A 21,909-nucleotide genomic window follows, 5' to 3' on the forward strand; every position below is an offset into this window, starting at 1 on the left:
TTTAAGACCAGTTAAAAGTTATATTCTTAACAATATCTGGATGAAGACTTTGATGAACAGGACAGGTATTTGCTATACGTTCTAAAATAAGCTGCGCACGCTTATCACAATTACCTTTCATATCGAGAATAACATCTATTTGAGATATGCGACGTGGATTTGCTGCCATAGTTTTGGTAACCTGAGCAACACTTCCTTTTAAGTCTAATTCTAAATCTCTAGCCTTGATACCCATCATCGTAATCATACAGCTAGCAAGACCAGTGGCTACAGTATCTGTAGGTGAAAACGCTTCTCCTTTACCATTGTTATCCGTAGGCGCATCTGTCGTGAAAGTATCATCACTTTTTAAGTGCTTACTCTCACATCTTAAATCTCCTAAATAAGTTACCGTTGATGTCATTAATCCAATTCTTTAATGGTTAAATCTTCTTGATATTGCAATAGATAAACCGATTCGTTATAATAACCTGCCATGAATTTTTTTGAATAGTTGAATTTATTCTCTACTTGAGAAGTACTTCCATTATTCATTGCGCTATCATATAGATTACCGGCACTCGCATTTCTTAAGATAATATCCATTGCTACGTCAAAGCCTCTCGTAGCATAAGCATTAGGAGTTATTTGATATTTGCGATAATACTTTTTTGAAAATCCATTCTCACTTCCAGAGTCTCTATTAATACTAGGATATGTATACTTTAATGAACCTAATCTCATATGAGGTAGTTCTAGTTCATCATAATTTTCATAACCAAACATGGTTACATTATGCGATTTTGCCTTTGCAGAATAATGTGATATCGCATCTGTTATAAAACCTTCATTATCTACCGCAAGTATTACCCAGTTATCTTTGTCAGAATCTAAAGCATTGATATAAGTCTGTTTATAGATGTAATTATCTTTATTAGGCTTCAATTCTTTCGCATTTGGAAAAAGCGCTAGATACTCGTTCTTCAATTCTGGTTTTTTAGAATCCGTTACTAAGATAATGTTCTTCCCTTCAGAGTTTGCTACTAGATAATCCATGAGCTTTTGTTTTAAAAGAGCCTGATCTGGTCTAGCTTGGAAAAGATTTTTATAAAGACGTACATCCGTGTTAGTCAGTGGTGATATGACAGGTATACCATCACTTTTCAATTCTTTAGCGGCCTCTACCACATTTTTAGCTAATAGAGGTCCTACAACAGCTGCATAACTATTAAAGTCATGAGAATTTATAATAGAATTAACCTTACTAGTACTTTTTTGGGTATCAAAAACATCATACGTCACCATAAGGCCTAGTGACTGTGCGGAGTCTCTGGCAATGGTCATACCACTATAAAAATCTAAAGCAATACGAGTTGCAGACTCCTTGCGCAATAACGCATCATCAGATGTTTCCTCTCCTAGTTTATTAAGTGATAATGGTAACATCACAGCAAATCGCTGCGGATTATAATTAGATATGCTATCCAAAAGGTTTGAAAATCCAGTAATTTTGGAATCCATAACATTGATATGCCCTATTTCAGAATTCGGGATTCTAATATTCATACCCAGCTTTAAACCATCTTTAATATGTGGATTAAGTGCTATTAGTGAATCTTCAGTTATACCTGTTAAATTTTCTAAAGAGTACATGGTCATTTTTGCAGGCACTTCATAATTCACAAACTTATTTATAACTGCATTTCCTTCATTTAAAACTGAACCATCATTAACTACTGTTTTTATAACAGGAACATTAATAACCATTCCAGGATGAAGATCTTTTATTTCTGGATTAAGACTTTCTAAAGCCGGAACCTTTATACCATATTTAGTAGCTATACCAAATTTAGTATCCTTAGGCATCACACGATATTTACCGTCTTCTAAAGGTGCATCTGTAGTTACTTCATCAACAGGTGTAGTAACAGGTACAGGTATTTCTACTTCTTCAAAAACTGGTATTTGTATACGGTCACCTTTTCTAAGTCCTTTAGAATACAATTCTTTATTGGCCTCTTTAATATCTAGTTCTGTGACATCATATTTTTTTGCAATACCATATAACGTTTCTCTGCGACGAACTTTATGCTTCTTATATTCAACAATTTTACGTTGAGTCAGTACATTTGAGCTTGCAGGAATTAATAGTATAGAACCTTCTTTTAAACCAGATTTAATATCAGGATTAAGTTGGGTTAATTCTGTAGCATTAATTCGGTATTTACCTACGATACTAAAAACGGTCTCTCCTTTTTGAACGACATGCTGTTTGTAGTTCTGAAGGACTGTTGCATTCGCTTTCGCGAAAGCGAAAAAAACAAAAACTACTAAGATTATATTTTTCATATTATTTTATTCCCATTCTATAGTTGCTGGCGGCTTTGAACTGATATCATATACCACTCTATTAACGCCTTTTACTTTATTTATTATTTCATTGCTGGTCGCCTGTAAAAATTCATATGGTAAATTTACCCAATCTGCGGTCATACCATCTGTACTTTCTACAGCTCTTAATGCAACGCATTTTTCATAGGTACGTTCATCTCCCATAACACCTACACTATTTACCGGCAGTAAAATGGCGCCTGCTTGCCATACTTTATCATATAAATCCCATTTTTTAAGATTATTGATAAATACGGCATCAACTTCTTGTAATATAGCGACTTTTTCTGGAGTGATATCTCCTAAAATTCTAATCGCTAATCCAGGACCCGGAAATGGATGTCTACCTAAAAGGTCTGCAGCCATACCCATCGACGCTCCTACTCTTCTTACTTCATCTTTAAATAATGCTCTAAGTGGTTCAACAATCTTCAATTTCATGAAATCTGGTAATCCACCTACATTATGATGTGATTTAATAGTCGCACTAGGTCCACCTGTTGCACTAACACTTTCTATCACATCTGGATAAATAGTACCTTGAGCTAACCAGGTTACATTTTGAACTTCCTTTGCTTCATCATCAAAAACTTCAATAAAAACACGACCTATTGCCTTACGTTTCAATTCTGGATCATCTAACCCAGCAAGAGCATCCATAAATCGTGCCGAAGCATCAACACCTTTAACATTCAAGCCCATACCTTCATATTGCTTAAGGACTTGTGTATACTCATCCTTGCGCAATAATCCATTATTAACAAAAATACAATAGAGGTTCTCTCCTATAGCTTTATGTAATAACATTGCCGCGACTGATGAATCGACTCCACCGCTTAATCCTAAGACGACTTTATCGTTTCCTATCTTTGCCTGCAATGCCTCTACCGTTTCATCTACAAAGGCATTAGGTGTCCAGTCTGGATTAACATTTGCTATTTTAATCAAAAAGTTTTCGAGTAATTGCTTTCCATCTGTCGAGTGATAAACCTCTGGATGGAACTGGATTGCATAAGTATCTTCTCCATTAATTTTATAAGCAGCATTTTCAACATCATGTGTACTAGCTAGCAATTCACCGCTAGTCGGTAACTTTTTAATGGTATCACTATGACTCATCCACACCTGACTACCAGTAGAAATCCCTTCTAAAAAGGCCTCACCTGTTTTTATATAAGACAGGTTTGCACGACCATATTCTCTGGTACTAGATGCACCTACTTCACCTCCATGAAAATGTGCGAGATATTGAGCACCGTAACAAACACCTAGTAAGGGTTTTTTACCTCTTACTTCATCTAGCTCTATATGAAATGCGTTTTCTGAACGCACAGACATAGGGCTACCCGATAGTATGATTGCTTTATAATCATCAAGATTAGATGGAACTTTATTAAATGGATGTATTTCGGAATAGATGTTCAACTCTCGAACTCTGCGCGCAATTAGCTGTGTGTACTGCGATCCAAAATCTAATATTAAAACCTTATCATGTTGCATGCGCAAATTTACTTTTTTATGAGTGAAAGTAAATCTGTAAATGAGACTTTTGTTAACGTGTTTTAAAGATATTTAAGAATCAAGTATTATGACCGAAAATCTTAAATCTAAAGGATCAAGATTTTCTTTAAGTATTTTAATCAAATTTGATCCATATTCTACATAAAGACTTGAGAAGTTTTCCTGACGTTCTTGTAGACTAGCGTTAGGAAATAACTCTTGTTGTAGAATGGTTGCTCTTTGCAAAAAATCTTTAAGCTTACGCTTTTGAGCTTTTAAAAGTCTTTTTTCTAGATTTTCTAATCCTTTTATCTGTTTGCGTTCTTGGGCTGCAACGGCTCTTTCAAAAGAGCTTTCAGTTTTTTGAGCAAGTGTATATAAATCTTTAAATTGATTCTTTAAATGTTTTTTCTGGGTAGAGAAATCAATTTTAATTTCGCTCAATTGTCGAGTTAACCTCTCTTCAAGTTGAAAATCTTTGAGAAACAAATCTTTGATTTCTAAATCTAGTTTTTGCACTTTTTTAAATTCCTTATTAGCAAGTATTAATGCAGAGTTGCGCATTAATAAAATAGGAAATGTAATTTCTTGGGAATCAAAATACTCCTTAAGCTCTAACCAATAGGCCATTTCACCACCACCACCTATATAACATAGATTAGGCAAGATAGCTTCTTGATACAAAGGACGCATAATCACATTAGGAGAGAACCGTTCTGGGAATTGTTCTAATTCGGTTAAGATTTCTTTTTCAGAAAAAACAATTTTAGTATCAACTACTTTATATTGATTATTTTCAAAAACAATACGTTCTCTTAAATTATCATTGAGATAAAATAAATTTATTTCTCGAGGTGATACTTGTACATTATAAGCATCAGGCCAATTTGCTATGGTATTAGTGACTTTATGATAACTAGTTTGATCTAGCAATTCTTCTTTAAAATGCGGTGTCATTAAACTTTTAAGCCCATGATCATCACCATCAACTATCACTAGCCCATCTTTCCCAAATAATTGATGAGCAAGAAAACGGGTAGCACTTGCAAGATTATCATGGTCTAGATAAGCTGTTTTGAAAAGTTTAATAATTTCTAAAGCATTTTTACTAGTACCTATCTGACCTTTGAAAATATCTAAAACCTCTTTTAAACCATCTGTATTTAACCTACCTACACCACCATTAGATTCTTTATTCCAGACAACCTTTTTACCATGATATTTAAAATATTGAATTTCTTCAAAGTCATGATCTTCAGTAGCCATCCAATATACCGGAATAAAGTTATAGGATGGATAAGCCTCTTTTAATTGCTTACAAAGGTTAATTACAGATATAATCTTATATAAAAAGTAAAGTGGTCCTGTAAACAAATTAAGTTGATGACCTGTTGTTATTGTAAATGTATTTTCTTCCTTTAATAAACGGATGTTGCTTAACGATTCTTGTACATTATCAAGCTTACTATATTGATTTAACAATGACTCAACCAGAACTTTCCTAGTTTTAGGTTTCTGTTTAAACTCAATTTGCTTTTCCTCAATTTGATCTTGAAAATTTTCTATTGCTGGAAACCTATGATATAAATTCTTTAAATTATCTTTTTCTACCAGATAATCTTCCATCAAAGAGGAAAAATACCTTGCATCTGGATAAGTAAGTTTTTCTAAAGTCATAGGTTCAAATATAGAACTACAGATGTGAAATAGTTCTTAAAACAAGATGGTATTGATAGAAATTTTAATAAAACTAGTTTCTAAACCTTAGACCTGTAAGAACCTCTTTAATGCGCAATTTTAGATCTTCACCTGCATCATAGATCATCTGTTCATTAGATGGGAATGGTATAGCTCTCGCATTTAGAGTTTGTAAATAATCTTCATCAACTGCTCGTCTATCTCCATTAACACTGCCGTATATGTAATTAAAAATAAAAGTACTTCCTATCGGAAAACGATCAACTAGTTGTCTATTATAATTATTAGTGACGATAATATTTGCATCAATAGACACTTCTTTTTGTTGTGTACTTTGAAATATAGTAGCCTTTACAAGTTTGTATTTATCCTTTTTAATGTCATCTCCTAGACTATCCTTTTTTACATTCCCACGTTCATCTAATTCATATTCAAAGCCGTCTATTACTTGTTTTTCTTTTTGAAGTTCTTTCTGTAAAACTTGCTCTGGAGAAATATTAATGTTTCTAAAATTAATATTTAAGCTGTAATCATAAAAAATATTATCATTACGTCGATTATGATAAACAGTCCATTTATCATTTAATCCATAAGTTGAAAAGTTAAGTAACTCTTCCTCTAGACGTTCTGGTATTACTAAAAGTGTTTCATTTTTTAGTGAAACCATGATGTAATCAGTTCCTTTTTCTAAGGCTTTATCCAGTAACACTGCCGTGTCTTTGTAGTTAGGGTTTATTTTATTTAAATATATTAAATCGTCATAAATAATACGTGCTTGCAAGGTATTTGCCACATTCAAAGATTTTCTAGCGTTGTCTAATAAATGATCTGATAATGATGTTCTTGCAGCAATAACTTTTTTAGAATAGTCAACCATCGGGAAACTTGCAGATTTACCGGTTTCATAGATTGTTAGTGGTAGTAGCGGTCTTATCTTAGATTGCCGATATTCCATATTTAATAGAGTTTCATAAATCGACTCCAGTACGGAAGGATTAGGATCAGATTGCAATCTGTTGAGTACAATCTGATCTTCAGAAACCGCTTTCGCGAAAGCGTTTTCCAATAAAACTACGTACTCTTGTTTACGCTTTGCATTCTTATCACTGGCTAAATTGCTAATTGCAATATCTATAGCCTGATCAAAATTACCCGTATTAATAGCTGTTTCAGCTTTTTTAACACTGCTACAACTCGCTAACATGGTATATACAAAAAGTATCGAGTATAGGGTTTTCATCTAATGTTTAGATTTAGGTTCGTATACTGGTAACAATTGATTAGAAACTTCACCAAAACCTATACGAACAGGACCATTTTTACAATAACCTCTCATTGTTACGGTATCAAAATCATTTATAAATTTACGCTCTGTACCATCATTTAGTTTAACAGGGCGTTCACCTCTCCAACTCAGTTCTAGCATAGAACCATAAGAGTCTGGTTTAGGACCAGAAATGGTTCCACTACCCATCATATCTCCACTATTTACTCTACAACCATTTATAGTATGGTGAGCTAATTGCTGAGACATATTCCAATACAGATGTTTAAAATTTGATTTACAGATAGTAGTTGGTTTACCTTGTTGTGGGGTGATATCAACCTCTAAATGAATGTCATATGTTTTATCATTACTAGATTTTAAATAATCTAAAACAGGTTTTTCCATATCAGGACCGCTTGTTCTAAACGGTTCTAAGGCATCAAGTGTAACAATCCATGGAGATATGGAACTAGCAAAGTTTTTTGCTAAGAAAGGACCTAAAGGTACATATTCCCATTTCTGAATGTCTCTTGCACTCCAATCATTAAAAACGACCATTCCAAAGATATAATCCTCAGCCTCATCCACGCTTATAGGTTGTCCCATATTGTTTGCATCAGTAGTAATGAACGCCATTTCTAATTCAAAATCAACTAATTTTGAAGGACCAAAAACAGGCTGTTCACTACCTGCCGGTATCGTTTGACCTTGAGGTCTATGGATAGGAATTCCAGAAGGTATAATCGTACTTGATCTTCCATGATAAGCAACAGGCATATGTAACCAGTTAGGTAGTAAAGCATTATCAGGATCCCTAAACATAGTTCCTACATTAGTAGCATGCTCTTTACTGCTGTAAAAATCAGTATAATCACCGATTAAGACAGGAAGTTGCATTTCTACTTCATCCATGTTAAAGATGATACGATTTCTATGCTCTTTATTGTCTCTAAGAAGCGGGTTTTCAGAATCAAAAATATCTCCAATACGATTACGTACAAGTCTCCAAGTTTTTTTACCATCAGATATAAAGTCATTCAAGGTATCCTGCATAAACATATCATCCGTGAGTGGTACACCATCAAAATAACCCATTTCCTGCAACGCACCTAAGTCTATAGCCCAATCACCAATACGGGTTCCTATAGTTATTACATTATCTCTCGTTAAAAACACACCAAATGGAATGTTCTGTATTGGAAAATGAGAATCGCTGCTATAGCCTATCCATGATTTTCTATTTGGGTCGTTAGTTTGAAGTGGCATATTATATTTTTATATCCTGTTAAAAAAACTATCCAAATATATCATATTCGTAACGTTTGCAAAGAGCAATGAATTATTTTTGTTTTAATCTTAACGATATAAATTATGAGCTACAACGATAAAGAGATTTTTGATTTAATTCAGGAAGAACAAGAAAGACAAAAAACTGGATTGGAATTAATTGCAAGTGAAAATTATGTGAGTACTGATGTCCTTGCTGCAGCAGGCTCTATTCTAACCAATAAGTATGCAGAAGGTTATCCAGGTAAAAGATATTATGGTGGATGTGAAGTTGTTGATGAAATCGAGACAATTGCCATTGAACGCGCAAAGGAACTTTTTAATGCAGAATACGTAAATGTTCAACCACATTCTGGAAGCCAAGCTAATACTGCAGTATTTCATGCTTGCTTAAAGCCCGGCGAAAAAATATTAGGATTTGATTTGTCACATGGTGGTCATTTAACTCATGGGTCACCAGTGAATTTTTCAGGTAAGCTTTATGAGACTTCTTTTTATGGAGTTGAAAAAGAAACTGGTTTATTGAATTATGACAAAATTCAATCTATTGCAGAAAAGGAAAGGCCAAAGTTAATAATAGCTGGTGCATCTGCTTATAGTAGAGAAATAGATTATGAAAGATTTCGTGAGATTGCAGATAGTGTAAATGCCATACTTTTAGCAGATATAGCCCATCCCGCTGGACTAATAGCAAAAGGCATATTACAAGATGCCGTTGCGTATGCACATATTTGTACCAGTACAACGCATAAAACTTTAAGAGGTCCAAGAGGTGGTATTATTATTATGGGAAAAGATTTTGAAAACCCATTTGGTGAAAAACTAAAAAATGGTAATCTTAAAAAAATGTCTTCATTATTAAATAGTGGGGTATTTCCTGGTAATCAAGGAGGCCCTTTAGAGCATATTATAGCAGCCAAAGCTGTGGCTTTTAAAGAGGCTTTATCCGAAGACTTCTTAAATTATATAGTGCAAGTAAAAAAGAATGCAAAAGTCATGGCTGAAGAATTTGTTAAGAGAGACTTCAATATAATCTCTGGAGGTACGGACAATCACATGATGTTGATTGATTTGAGAAATAAGAATATCACAGGAAAACAAGCAGAAGAGGCTTTAGGTAAGGCTGATATCACGGTTAATAAAAATATGGTCCCATTTGATGACCAATCACCATTTGTTACAAGTGGAATTAGAATAGGTACCGCAGCAATTACTACGAGAGGATTATTAGAATCAGACATGTCCAGTATAGTAAAACTTATCGATAATGTTATATCTAATTCTGAAGATGAAAATTCTATAAAAGAATGTAAGCGCTTAGTAAATCAATTAATTTCAGATTTCCCGTTATACAAGGTTTAATCAGGTTTGATATCTGAACGACAAAATGTCTAGCAGTTCTTAAGAGCTACTAGACATTTTTTTGTGTGGTCACCAACCTCAATAACCTTAATCACGTCTGCTGCAAAGCGGGTGCAAATATACTCACGTTTTTCTCTACCAACCAAACTTTTTGCCAAATTAAATTAAAATAATTCGTAAAACACAAACAAACAAGTCATTACGAAAATGATTTAACCAATCTAACCCTTATCAAATAACGATAACGCAGATACATCAACATACTTGAAACACTTAATCCTAGTAATAAGCCAATCCAAATACCTTGCCCGCCGTAATCAAGCACAATCCCTAAGTAGTAAGAAACAGGAAATCCGACTAACCAATATGCAATAAAGCATATTGCACTAGGTATCCATACATCTTGTAATCCTCGTAATGCACCCAAGAAGACTACTTGTAAACCATCACTTACTTGAAAAAATGCAGCTACAATCAACAAACTAGAAGCAATATTCACTACTTCTACGTCTTGAATATAAATCCAAGGTAATTGATCCTTAAAAGCATAAAATATTACAGCAAAAATCACATCTAAAATTAATGTCAACAAGAATATAGATCTCGCAATTCTTTTAAGTTCTAAAATATTACCATTTCCCAGTTGATTACCAATTCTTATGGTCGCTGTTACACTAAGACCAACACCAACCATAAATGTCATTGCTGATAAATTGAGAGCAATTTGATTTGCTGCCTGACTTTTAGTACCCAACACACCACTAAGAATGATTGCTGCAGTAAAAAGACTAACTTCAAAAAACATTTGTAGCGCTGTAGGAAATCCTAAGTTCAATAATTTTTTAAATATTCCAACAGAAAATGCTTCTACTGTAGAAAAATATCTTTTTAGTTCTACTTTTCGCGAAAGCAAAAACATCAAAACAGGAACCATGAGTATCCTTGCTACTAAAGTCCCATAAGCAGCTCCCTCAACCTCTAATCTTGGAAACCCAAACTTTCCATAAATCAATAAATAGTTCAAGATAATATTCACAATATTTGCTATTATCGTAGCCTGCATGGCAAACACCGTCTTAGAAAGACCATCTGCAAATTGTTTAAACGACTGGAAGATCATTAAAGGAATCATGGATATCGCTACAATTCTCATATAAGGAATAGCTAAAATAATAACCTCTTCTGGCTGATCAAGGTAATACAAGATTGGTTCTGAGAGAAATAGAAGAACACATAATATCACTCCATTAATTGTGGAAACTAAAACTCCATTGTGAAAAATACTTTTTACTTTTTGAAAATCACCTTTAGCATCAGCCTCAGCAACTAAAGGTGTTATCGCAAATGAAAAACCAATACCTATACTGAGGGCTATAAAAATTAATGTATTTCCTAGAGAAACAGCAGCTAGCTGAGCGTCACCCAATTTACCTACCATTACATTATCTGCAAATGCAACTAGAAGATGCGCTATTTGCCCAGCCATTATAGGATAAGCAATATTTAAATTCTTACCAAATTCACGTGTATAGTCCTGTAGTGCCATGCTTATCAAAAAGATGGCAAAGATAATGACAAAGAGCTACTCAAATTATGATATGAAAATCTTTAAAGTTAGAATTATCATAAATTGAAAAAACTATAAATAGTTAACTATTCGTTTTCTAAAACTTTAATATAGTCATCAATTTTTTCAACGTCATTATCATCTAATTGTGGCATTACAATATGGGTTTTAGACTCTAGCGTCTGTAATAAGATATCGCAAACAATTTTACGCGCCATAGGTTTATCATCAGATGGAATTATATACCAAGGAGCAATACCTGTTGAAGTATTGGAAATAGCTTCTTCATAACAGCTCATGTATTTATCCCAAAGAGCTCTTTCTTTCAAATCACCTCCTGAAAATTTCCAGTTTTTTTCAGGAAGATGCAGTCTTCTCAACAATCTATTTTTTTGTTCGTCTTTAGAAATATTTAAGAAAAATTTAAAAATATATGTTCCATTTTGAGAAAGTTCTTTTTCAAAATTATTTATTTGCTCAAAACGCATCTCCCAAAACTCTTCATTCACATCATCGGGACTCTTAATATCTGGTAAATTCTCAGCCATTAAGTATTCAGGATGTACACGTGTAACTAACACGTTTTCATAATGAGTACGATTAAAGATTCCAAAATGACCCTTTGATGGTAGTGCTATATAATGTCGCCATAGATAACCATGTGATAATTCCAGTTCAGTAGGTACTTTAAAACTGTGTTGTACGACACCACGAACATTAAAGTCTTTAAAAACTTCCCTTACCAAACTATCTTTCCCTGCAGTATCCATACCTTGAAAACAAACCAATACAGCATGGCGATCATGAGCATAGAGTTTTTCTTGAAATTTAGCTAACGCTCTTCGAGATTTTTCAAGTGATGCCTTTGCTTCTTTCTTACTCAATAATTCCTTAGGTGTAGTATCAAAATTACTTAAGTTGATATCCCCAGAAGCGAGATAATTTAAAGGGTTGGTTTTCATACGTCTTTATTTACTGGCAAATGAATTAACATCTGTCTCACTTATTTCTTCACTACCTAAAATAATTAGTCGTTCCACGACATTACGCAGCTCTCTAATATTACCCGTCCAATCATAATTTTGCAGCTTTCCTACCGCTTTATCTGAAAACTCCTTTGTAGTACCACCATGTTCTTTTGCTATTTTAGCTGCAAAGTGCTTTATAAGTAACGGAATATCTTCACGTCTATCATTAAGCGATGGCACATTAATGAGAATAACAGCCAAACGGTGATATAAATCCTCTCTAAATTTATTTTCAGAGATCTCTTTTTTTAAATCCTTATTAGTAGCTGCAAGAATGCGCACATCTACTTTAATATCTTTATCACTACCTACTCTTTGTATTTTGTTTTCTTGTAGAGCTCTCAGCACCTTTGCTTGAGCTTTAAGACTCATATCTCCTATTTCATCTAAAAAAATAGTTCCGCCGTTTGCTGCCTCAAACTTACCAGCACGGTCCTTATTAGCTCCGGTAAAGCTACCTTTAACATGACCAAAGAGCTCACTCTCGATCAACTCACCTGGTATTGCAGCACAATTCACTTCGATAAACGGTGCTGATGAACGGTGGCTTTTTTCATGCAACCAATGTGCTACTAATTCTTTTCCCGTTCCATTGCCTCCCGTAATAAGAACACGAGCATCTGTAGGAGCTACCTTTTCAATAATGTTTTTGATAATAAATATCAGCTCACTATCACCGACCATTTCATAGTTCTTACTTACTTTCTTTTTTAGACGTTTATTCTCTACCACAAGACTTTTACGATCTAATGCATTACGAACTGTGTTAAGTAATCTATTTAAATCTGGCGGCTTAGAAATATAATCAAAAGCTCCTAAACGCATCGTATTGACAGCCGTATCTAAATCTCCATGACCAGATATCATAACAACTGGTATCTCAGGTTTGATTTTTTTGATTGCCTCTAGCACCTCAACTCCATCCATTTTAGGCATTTTAATATCACATAGAACTAGATCATAATCTTCTTTCTTTATGAGTTCAATGCCTTCTAACCCATCTACTGCTTCTGTAACAGTATAACTTTTATTCTCTTCAGACAGTATTTTACTTAATACACGTCTAATTGCTGCCTCATCCTCTATTAATAGAATATTTGCCATTTATATTTTAAATTTTATACCTGCTCTAGAATAGAACGTATTACTATCATTTACATTTTTAACATCACCACCACCTGCATCTCTTAACCTTATATCGTTAAAGATAGTATATCCAGTATACACATAAACACTAATATGTTTAGTAAAGTTATACTGATATCCAGGACCGGCCATAGCTGTAGTCATTGAAACATTATCTGCAACGCCATTAGTTGTGTTTACATTGTTTTGGATATTTCCATAAAACCCATCTAATCGTGCATATAATTGTACCATATTTTTATCATTAAAGCGATACACGAGATTCATTTTTGGAGCTCCTAAGGTGAAACTCCATTTTGGAGCAAATTCTCTGTAATAGTTCAAATACGGTAATGGAAAAGGACGTCCAGCTGTTGTGGAGTATTGAATCCCTACGACTAATCTCCAAGGTTTTCCACCATCATCTCTTTTTGTCATACTTTTAATAAAATAAGCACTGGCCGTTAAGAAATAATCATCACTAATAGCTTTTCCTGCATCAAAATTTGATGCTGCTAACAGGCCTATACGAGTTCCTAATCTCCAGTTATTTTTTAAAGGCGTAGTGTAACCTAATGCAACTTCATAACTTTCATACCGGTCAGTACCGAATTGTCTGAAATCTTCAGAATCTTTTACTACAAAGTGAACATTCCTGTATTCTAGATATGGAACGAGATAAGTACCTTCTCCAATCTTAAGAGGTACATTCACAAAGGTTCTAAATCTCCTGAAACTATTGTCTGAATTGCGTTGTGGGAAATAGGTATACTCTGTACGGAACAAATCGGTACCTTGTGAATACGCTTTCGCGAAAGCGAGTATAAAAAAACAAATTAGAAGTCTTTTGAACATTAAATGGTTTTATCTTTTGATTGAAAAATATGAACATCCCTTTGTGGAAAAGGAATTGTAACATTTTGAGCTCTAAAGGATTTGTCAATAGCAAATCTCAACTCACTTTTAATACGAGGATCCACAAAACTATCTCGCACAAAAAAGTAAAGTGCAAACTCTAACGCACTATCTCCAAAATTATTGAACAAGACAAATGGTTGAGGACTTTTAAGTACACCGCTTTGATTAGTTGCGCACTCAAGCAACAGCCTTTTAACTAGTTCTGTATCGCTACCGTAAGCGACACCTACTTGTATATTTTCTCTCGTTTTTGGGTGGTTTTGGGTATAATTATATATTGTCTGTTGTAAAAATAAATGATTAGGAATCACTAATACTTTATCATCTCTAGTTATCGCTCGTGTTGTACGCAATCGTATTTCAAAAACACGACCTACCTTACCTTCCATTTCTATAATATCATTCACTAACAATGACTTATCAACTAATATGGTAATTCCTGCAATTATATCCTTAAAAAAGTCTTGCAGGGCAAAACCAATACCTACAAATAATGCCGCACTAGCCGTTAATATAGCAGTTAAGTCTACACCAGAACTGTTGAGAACGATAATTATGACTATAATGTAAACTATGTAATTGAAAAACTTGAAAATACTATCAAATTTGAGCTTGTCGGTTTCATCCATCTTACGTGTAAGAAGTCTTTTTATACCTCTTAACGCAAGCGATGCTAAAACGATAGCCAGTATTGCCAGAATAATATGACCGGCGTCTAGATGAAAATCACCAGGTTTATCTGCACTGATTATTTCATAATCAAAGAATCCTTTAAGCTTTTTCCAAAGTTCTTTCATTAATACTTAAGCCATTTATATAGTTCTTTCCAATTTACTTTTTTACCATACATTAATATACCTACTCTGTATATTTTTGCAGCAAACCATGCCACACCAAAGATACTTACATATAGTAATAACATACTAAGTCCTATCTCCCAGTATGCAATCTCTCCAAAAGGAATACGCATTAACATCACTATAGGAGAAGTTAATGGGATATACGAAAATATGACTGCAACAGTTCCATGAGGATTATCCATGACAGAAAAGAATCCTACATAGATTGATAATATTAAAGGTAATATAACCGGTAGCATAAATTGCTGTGTATCTGTTTCATTATCTACAGCAGCACCTATCGCTGTATATATTGCTGCATATAAAAAGTATCCACCTATAAAATAAATAAAGAAACAAATCACCAATTTAAGTAAAGGTAGCTGCATGATATCATTAATAATGAGCTGCATCTTATCCATATTCTCTAATTGGGACATGGCCATTTCGTTACCAGGACTCTGCACGGCTTCAGGCCCTAAAAATGTACTAGCAATGGTGAAGAGAATTCCTCCTAGTATTACCCAAATGATGAACTGAGTAATTCCCGCAAGCGATGTTCCGGTAATTTTACCTATCATTAAATAAATAGGTTTAATAGAACTAATAATAATTTCTATAATACGATTTGTTTTCTCTTCTATAACTGATCGCATTACCATATTACCATAAATGATAATAAACATCATTAATAAATATCCTGCTCCACCACCGAAAGCCATTTTAATCCATCCGTTTGCTTTACTGGTTTGCACACCAGTATAACTTTGTAATTTTAAGTCTGTTGTGATTTTAGATTCTTTAATTGTCTCTAGATTAATACCTCTGGCTACTAATCGGTCTTCTGTAGCTTTTTTACTAATCTTATCTTCTATCTCATTTATAAAACCTAAAGATGGAGAATCATCAGAATATAAGGTAACCTCACCTAACTGATTCTTATTTTTACTTATATGTATTAATCCATAATAATCTGCTGTTTTACTTGCGTCTATAGCTACCTGCAAATTATTATTTTCAAGTATTATATATTCTGTACGTTCTGAGTCTTCAAAAAGTGGAGCATATATACTCGTGTCATCTAGTATAGCAATTTTTCTAGTAGTATCATTATTAAGACTAGTAAGAAAGCCGACTAGTAAAGCAACACCCACAAATATCATAGGACTTACAAAAGTCATGATAATGAAGGTTTTGTTTCTGACCTTATTAAGGTATTCTCTTTTAATTATAAGCCACAACTTATCCATCTTGCTTCACTGTTTTAATAAAGATATCATTAACACTAGGTATAATTTCACTGAAATGGGTCAACTCGCCTAGACTCGTTAAATCATTTAACGACTGGGCTATAGTTATATCTTCTGGCAATCTAATTTTAAAATCTAATGTATTATCTAAACCAGATAACTCGATACCTTCTGCATTATATAAATCTGGTATTGATTGTAAAGTTCTAGCATTATCTTGAGTAATAAGTGACACAGCGTATTCTCTATTACGAAATTGTTGTTTCACCTCACTGAGTTTACCACTTAAAACTACGTTAGATTTATTGATAAGAGCTATATGGTCACACATTTCTTCTACACTTTCCATACGATGGGTAGAGAATATAATAGTTGCTCCTTGATCTCTTAATTGCAAGATTTCATCTTTTATTAGATTTGCATTCACAGGATCAAAACCAGAAAACGGCTCATCAAAGATTAGTAAATCTGGTTCGTGCATTACCGTGACAATAAATTGCACTTTTTGAGCCATCCCTTTTGATAGTTCTTGTAATTTCTTGTTCCACCAGCCTTGCATTCCTAAACGATCAAACCAGTATTCTAATTTTGCCTTTGCTTCAGATTTTGAAAGACCTTTAAGCATGGCTAGATAGATACATTGTTCACCTACCTTCATGGATTTATACAGACCTCTTTCCTCTGGCATATAACCAATTTGTGAGATATGTTTAGGCTCAAGTGGTTCTCCATTAAGAAGAATATCACCACCATCAGGCATCGTAATTTGATTTATAATTCTGATTAAAGATGTCTTACCAGCTCCATTAGGTCCTAGTAATCCATAAACACTTCCCTTGGGAACTGCAATATTTACGTCATTGAGTGCCCTAAAGTCACCGTAACGTTTTACAATGTGTCTTGCTTCAAGCGTGTTCTTCATATTATATCTAAAGCTTGCTAATTTAAAAATATCTCGCACCTTCTAACGAGCATTTACATTTATTTAGGTTACAAATAACAAAAAACCCACCTTCCTAATTAATAGAAAGGTGGGAAAAATTGCTATGAAAAAGAAAAATAACATTTGGTTGGTTAACCAATTGTTAAACCAAATATATAATTAAATTTTCAATTATTTAAGATTCTTTTAAGAAAACATATCCTTCACTTTCTCAAAGAAAGATTTGTCCCCTTTTTCAGGTGCTGGTTCAAAATGTGAGTCTGCCATCATAGATTCAAAAAATTCTTTTTGATCTCTTGATAGGTTACGTGGCGTCCATACATTAACATGTACTAATAAGTCACCGGTTGCATAGCCATTAACATTAGGCATACCTTTACCGCGCAGTCGCAATATTTTACCACTTTGTATTCCTGCTTCAATAGGAATACGAACTTTACCAGTTACCGTCTGAATTTCTTTAGTCGTTCCTAGAACCGCTTCTGGCACACTTACATAAAGATCATAATGTAGATTATTCCCTTCACGCTGCAATTCTGCATGTTCCTTAACCTCTATATCAACTAATAAATCACCTGATATTCCATTACCTGGTGCTTCATTACCTTTCCCGCTTACTTTTAACCTCATATCGGATTCTACACCAGCAGGTATTTTGATAGACACAGTTTCCTCATCTATTACCAGTCCTTGTGCATCTGCTCCAGCTGGTTTTTTATCCATGGTTTGTCCTGCTCCACCACACACATTACATGGTGCACTGGTTTGCATACGACCTAAAATGGTATTCTGTATACGTGTAACCTGACCAGATCCACCACATGTAGTACATGTTTTATAGGTAACACCTGGTGCTTGCTTTTTACGTTTTACCTTAACTTTTTTCTCAACTCCTACAGCTGCTTCTTCTAGCGTTAAAGAAACTCTTATACGCAAGTCTTTTCCTTTAACTCTACGACGTCCGCCACCACCGAAGCCGCCGCCACCGCCGAAACCAGAGAATCCGCCGCCACCGAAAATATCTCCAAACTGGCTGAATATATCGTCCATATCCATGCCACCGAAACCACCGCCGCCGCCGCCGAAACCGCCTGCACCACCTGATGTGTATGCTTGATGACCTAACTGATCATAACGAGCTTTTTTCTGCTGATCGCTTAAGGTTTCATAAGCTTCTGCTGCTTTTTTGAAATTCTCTTCTGCGGTTTCATCACCAGGATTTTTATCTGGATGGAATTCAATTGCTTTCTTACGGTAAGCCTTTTTAATTTCTGCTGCCGTGGCACTTTTTGAAATGCCTAATATGTCATAAAAATCTGCCATGTTATTGTCCTATAACTACTTTAGGGTAACGTATTATCTTATCACCCAGTTTATAACCTTGCTCAATTACATCAATTATTTTTCCTTTCATCTCATCACTAGGTGCAGGAATCTGTGTAATCGCCTCATGATAGTCTGCATTAAAAGCGTCTCCAGCTCTAACTTCCATTTGCTCTAATCCTTTACCATTTAAGGTATTGCGCAGTTTGTTAGAAATAAGAGTAACTCCTTCAATAAGGTTTTTATCTTCTGACTTATTGATCTCAATCATTGCTCTGTCAAAATCGTCTATAACTGGCAACATGTCTTTTAAAACACCTTCTCCAGCTGTTTTAAATAACTCGATACGCTCCTTTGCTGTGCGTCTTTTAAAATTTTCAAACTCTGCAAATAGTCTTAGGAACTTATCCTTTTCTTGTTGCAATTGCTCTTCTAATTCTACTATAGGATCTTTTTGCTCTTGTTCTTCATCTGTAGTGATATCATTTACACCATCCTGTTGATCAACAGTTTGCGATTCTAGATCGTTTAATTCTTGTTCTTCGTTTTTATTCTTTGCCATAACTGGTCTCCTAGTTTTGTTAGGAATTAATGGTTAACATATTGCCATTGTTTGTTTAAATCATGCTTTCGCGAAAGCGTAATCACAACAGCCTTTTTGCTCATTCTACATCCTATAGTCAAAAGTACTGCCATACAAAAATCAATGTCAAAATGTCACTGAAATATTTAATATAGTTTTAACGGCTTTATTTGTAGGTACATTTAATTTTACAATTCAAATTAAAAAATATAAACAATGAACACAACATCAATAAAATTAATGGGAATGGCTGCCGTGGTAGCGTTTACAATGTCATGTAAAGATGCACAAAATGAAGTAGAAGCTACTGCTGCCGAGGCTGAAGCACAAGCTACAGTTGAATCTATAACTTATAAGGTGGACACAGCGGCATCTAATATCGCATGGGTAGGTTCTAAGCCTACTGCAGACCACACTGGGAACATTTCTTTAACTAGCGGTATGGTAACGGTTAATGGTGAGTCACTAGAAAGTGGTGAATTTACTATTGATATGAAAAGTATTGAAGTAACTGACATAGAAGGTGAAGGAGCTATGAAATTGAAAAATCACTTATCTGGTACTGTTGAAGGAACTGAGACTGATTTCTTTAACGTAAATAAATACCCTACTGCAAAATTTGTTGTAACTGGAATTGAAGGAAACATGTTATCTGGTAACCTCACACTTAAGGATGTTACTAAAAATGTAACATTTGCTGTAACTGTTGCTTATGACGGTGATAAGATGATGTTAGATAGTGAAGAGTTTACTATCAACCGTACAGACTGGGGAATTAAATATGGTTCACAGACTTTCAGTGATAAGGTTTTAGATAGCGCTATCTCAGACGATATTAAACTTACTGTAAATCTAGTTGCTACTAAGTAATTAAGATTTGAGTGTAGATTGAAAGGAAAATCCCTGAGCAGCAGCTCAGGGATTTTTTATATATGACAATTAAAAGTAAACTACTTCCCTTAATCTATATATTGCTCTAATGCTTGATCCAGTTGTGGATATTTAAATTGATATCCGGCTTCTTCTATTCTCTCGCTACTTACATGCTGGCTCGATAATACTACCGCAGCCATCTCACCGAGCATAAGTTTCATTACAAACTTAGGTACATTAGGTAAAAAAACAGGTTTACCCATTGCTTTACCTATAGCTTCCATCATAGGCCTATTGCGCACTGGATGTGGAGCTACTCCATTATAAACGCCTTCTAGTCTATTCTCTGACAGATAGTAAAAAATCCCTACTAGATCATCAATAGCAATCCAGCTTTGCCACATTTTACCATTTCCAAATCCAGCGCCAGCATAATATTTAACCGGTTGTGCCATTTGTTCTAATGCGCCACCTTGTGCCGCTAGCACTATACCTATTCTGACAATGGATAATTGTACGCCTGTTTCTCTAAATTGTTGTGCTATACTTTCCCATGCGATACAAACGTCTGCCAGATAATTATCTGCATATGGCGGAATATCGTTTTCTTTAAAAGCTTCGGCATCTTGATCATCTGGATAAATACCTATCGCACTAGCTGTAATAACTTGCTGTACCGTGTGATCATTATCCTTCAATAAATCTACTAATAGTTGTGTACTATCAATACGGCTGGACATAATACTTTCTTTGGCCGCTGCTGTCCATCGTTGAAAAACAGATTCTCCTGCGAGATGAATTATCGTATCGACACCATCAATACAGCTAGAATCTATGGTCATGTTTTTAACATTCCACAAAAAGCCTTTATAATTAGGTTCTGTTCTAATCGCGCTGGAACGAGTGGTCAGATAATGAACTGTATGACCTTTTGAGATAAATAAATCTGCTATTTGCGAGCCTACTAGACCTGTCGCACCTGTTATTAATACATTCATATAGGTAAAGTTAGTCGCTAGCGACTGGTATGTAAAATGCTTTTGTATAGAATTAACTTTTAAGATGTTAGAATCTAGATCAATGAAGCCTTCTTTTATGTACCTAATTGAACTAAAAAAACCCATTACTAAAGAAAGTAATGGGTTTTTAAAAAAGGTATTAAGTTTAAAGTCTGATAGTCATTTCTGTATCTTCTTTTAAGGTAAATTTTGCATCTCCAAAAACTGGTGGTCCAAAACTCATCTGTCCTCCACTTACGTTATAATTTTCGGCAGGCATACCGTCTTTAAAGTCCATTCTTTGATTACCATTTAAGTCATGTAATACTATAATAGCATATTCTCCTGGAGCAACATTTTCAAAAGTTACAGTCGCTACTCCATCTTCAATTTTTACCGCAGCGCTTTGCACAGGTGCTGCTACCATAAATGTTTCTTTAGTATTAAGTGCAAACACCATTTCACCTTTATCGCTAGTCGCGTTAGGAACGGTAACTTTTAAAGTGTGTGTTGTTTCTTGAGCAAAACTTAATAGTGAAATAAATAATGCGATTGTTGTGATGATAGTTTTCATAATTGTGTGGTTTTTGTTGTTTGATGAGACAAATATGCATCACGCTTTCGCGGAAGCGAACTTTAAACGACCCAACTGTCATAAATAACTACCGAGTTGTATTTTTAATCAAGTTGTTACTCATATTCCTTAAGTATAGCTACTAATTTATCTAAATCTGCAGGACGTAATTGATGTATAGGAAATGAGTCCACACGGTTGATACGACGTATTAGTAAATGTTGATCTTCTACCCAAACCTGCGATATAAACTTCATGTCCAGCTCTAAAGTCTTACCATCTATCTTAAGTTTAACTTGATCATCTCTTTTCCAATGTAAAGCATTTTTGCGAGTTGCTAACCATATTAAATAGGCTAATCCTATTAAATATAGCACCACACCTGGAATACCAAACCAAAGATC

General features: G+C 34.4%; 20 protein-coding genes. 2 read left to right on the plus strand and 18 right to left on the minus strand.

What is annotated here, in order from left to right; all coding sequences use genetic code 11:
- Position 1: 1 nt before the first annotated feature.
- From ACJJVI_RS01680 to fahA, 6 genes are all read right to left on the minus strand, one after another.
- On the minus strand, positions 2 to 403 hold the full coding sequence (locus ACJJVI_RS01680; protein WP_036584685.1) for an OsmC family protein: 402 nt from the start codon (positions 401 to 403) through the stop codon (positions 2 to 4).
- Positions 403 to 2,328, minus strand: a complete 1,926-nt coding sequence (locus ACJJVI_RS01685; protein ID WP_036584682.1) for a LysM peptidoglycan-binding domain-containing protein — start codon at positions 2,326 to 2,328, stop codon at positions 403 to 405. The genes ACJJVI_RS01680 and ACJJVI_RS01685 overlap by 1 nt, the downstream gene beginning before the upstream one ends.
- Before the next feature lie 6 nt (positions 2,329 to 2,334).
- Complete coding sequence (gene guaA / locus ACJJVI_RS01690) at positions 2,335 to 3,870, minus strand: glutamine-hydrolyzing GMP synthase (protein WP_405349973.1); 1,536 nt, start codon at positions 3,868 to 3,870, stop codon at positions 2,335 to 2,337.
- Between the two features lie 72 nt (positions 3,871 to 3,942).
- Complete coding sequence (gene bshC / locus ACJJVI_RS01695; RefSeq protein WP_405349975.1) at positions 3,943 to 5,547, minus strand: bacillithiol biosynthesis cysteine-adding enzyme BshC; 1,605 nt, start codon at positions 5,545 to 5,547, stop codon at positions 3,943 to 3,945.
- A 73-nt stretch (positions 5,548 to 5,620) separates the two neighbouring features.
- Positions 5,621 to 6,808 carry a hypothetical protein gene (locus ACJJVI_RS01700; protein ID WP_405349977.1) on the minus strand — a complete coding sequence of 396 codons (1,188 nt, stop codon included), beginning with the start codon at positions 6,806 to 6,808 and terminating at the stop codon, positions 5,621 to 5,623.
- Positions 6,809 to 8,101 (minus strand): fumarylacetoacetase, encoded by a 1,293-nt coding sequence (fahA, locus tag ACJJVI_RS01705; RefSeq protein ID WP_317291727.1) that lies wholly within the window; start codon positions 8,099 to 8,101, stop codon positions 6,809 to 6,811.
- 105 nt (positions 8,102 to 8,206) lie between these two features.
- Between fahA and glyA the strand changes: the two genes are divergently transcribed.
- Complete coding sequence (gene glyA, locus ACJJVI_RS01710; protein ID WP_405349979.1) at positions 8,207 to 9,484, plus strand: serine hydroxymethyltransferase; 1,278 nt, start codon at positions 8,207 to 8,209, stop codon at positions 9,482 to 9,484.
- 199 nt (positions 9,485 to 9,683) lie between these two features.
- Here glyA and ACJJVI_RS01715 read toward each other — a convergent pair whose 3' ends face one another.
- The 9 genes from ACJJVI_RS01715 to ACJJVI_RS01755 all read right to left on the minus strand — a co-directional run bounded on the left by ACJJVI_RS01715 (position 9,684) and on the right by ACJJVI_RS01755 (position 19,039).
- On the minus strand, positions 9,684 to 11,030 hold the full coding sequence (locus ACJJVI_RS01715) for an MATE family efflux transporter (protein WP_036584670.1): 1,347 nt from the start codon (positions 11,028 to 11,030) through the stop codon (positions 9,684 to 9,686).
- Positions 11,031 to 11,137: 107 nt separating this feature from the next.
- On the minus strand, positions 11,138 to 12,013 hold the full coding sequence (locus ACJJVI_RS01720) for a PPK2 family polyphosphate kinase (RefSeq protein ID WP_405349980.1): 876 nt from the start codon (positions 12,011 to 12,013) through the stop codon (positions 11,138 to 11,140).
- Between the two features lie 6 nt (positions 12,014 to 12,019).
- Positions 12,020 to 13,183, minus strand: a complete 1,164-nt coding sequence (locus tag ACJJVI_RS01725; protein ID WP_036584666.1) for a sigma-54 dependent transcriptional regulator — start codon at positions 13,181 to 13,183, stop codon at positions 12,020 to 12,022.
- Entirely contained in the window at positions 13,184 to 14,059 is an 876-nt protein-coding gene (locus ACJJVI_RS01730; RefSeq protein WP_405349981.1) for a DUF6268 family outer membrane beta-barrel protein, read from the minus strand.
- Entirely contained in the window at positions 14,059 to 14,919 is an 861-nt protein-coding gene (locus tag ACJJVI_RS01735) for a mechanosensitive ion channel family protein (protein ID WP_405349983.1), read from the minus strand. The genes ACJJVI_RS01730 and ACJJVI_RS01735 overlap by 1 nt, the downstream gene beginning before the upstream one ends.
- Positions 14,919 to 16,211 carry an ABC transporter permease gene (locus ACJJVI_RS01740; protein WP_405349984.1) on the minus strand — a complete coding sequence of 431 codons (1,293 nt, stop codon included), beginning with the start codon at positions 16,209 to 16,211 and terminating at the stop codon, positions 14,919 to 14,921. Before ACJJVI_RS01740 ends, ACJJVI_RS01735 begins: the two co-directional genes overlap by 1 nt.
- Positions 16,204 to 17,133 (minus strand): ABC transporter ATP-binding protein, encoded by a 930-nt coding sequence (locus tag ACJJVI_RS01745; protein ID WP_036584655.1) that lies wholly within the window; start codon positions 17,131 to 17,133, stop codon positions 16,204 to 16,206. The genes ACJJVI_RS01740 and ACJJVI_RS01745 overlap by 8 nt, the downstream gene beginning before the upstream one ends.
- Before the next feature lie 207 nt (positions 17,134 to 17,340).
- A complete protein-coding gene (gene dnaJ / locus ACJJVI_RS01750) occupies positions 17,341 to 18,477 on the minus strand; it encodes a molecular chaperone DnaJ (protein WP_405349985.1) in 1,137 nt (378 codons plus the stop codon).
- 1 nt (position 18,478) lies between these two features.
- A complete protein-coding gene (locus ACJJVI_RS01755) occupies positions 18,479 to 19,039 on the minus strand; it encodes a nucleotide exchange factor GrpE (protein ID WP_405349987.1) in 561 nt (186 codons plus the stop codon).
- Between the two features lie 237 nt (positions 19,040 to 19,276).
- Between ACJJVI_RS01755 and ACJJVI_RS01760 the strand changes: the two genes are divergently transcribed.
- Positions 19,277 to 19,930 (plus strand): YceI family protein, encoded by a 654-nt coding sequence (locus ACJJVI_RS01760; protein WP_036584648.1) that lies wholly within the window; start codon positions 19,277 to 19,279, stop codon positions 19,928 to 19,930.
- An 89-nt stretch (positions 19,931 to 20,019) separates the two neighbouring features.
- Here the strand turns inward: ACJJVI_RS01760 and ACJJVI_RS01765 are convergent, their stop codons facing one another.
- The 3 genes from ACJJVI_RS01765 to ACJJVI_RS01775 form a co-directional block, all read right to left on the minus strand.
- A complete protein-coding gene (locus ACJJVI_RS01765) occupies positions 20,020 to 20,931 on the minus strand; it encodes a TIGR01777 family oxidoreductase (protein WP_036584647.1) in 912 nt (303 codons plus the stop codon).
- Positions 20,932 to 21,097: 166 nt separating this feature from the next.
- A complete protein-coding gene (locus ACJJVI_RS01770) occupies positions 21,098 to 21,505 on the minus strand; it encodes a DUF2141 domain-containing protein (protein WP_397300350.1) in 408 nt (135 codons plus the stop codon).
- A 116-nt stretch (positions 21,506 to 21,621) separates the two neighbouring features.
- A complete protein-coding gene (locus ACJJVI_RS01775) occupies positions 21,622 to 21,882 on the minus strand; it encodes a hypothetical protein (RefSeq protein ID WP_405349990.1) in 261 nt (86 codons plus the stop codon).
- Positions 21,883 to 21,909 lie beyond the last annotated feature (27 nt).

Origin of the sequence: Nonlabens sp. Asnod3-H03, from assembly GCF_045063665.1 — a bacterium.
GTDB classification, from domain to species: Bacteria; Bacteroidota; Bacteroidia; order Flavobacteriales; family Flavobacteriaceae; genus Nonlabens; species Nonlabens ulvanivorans.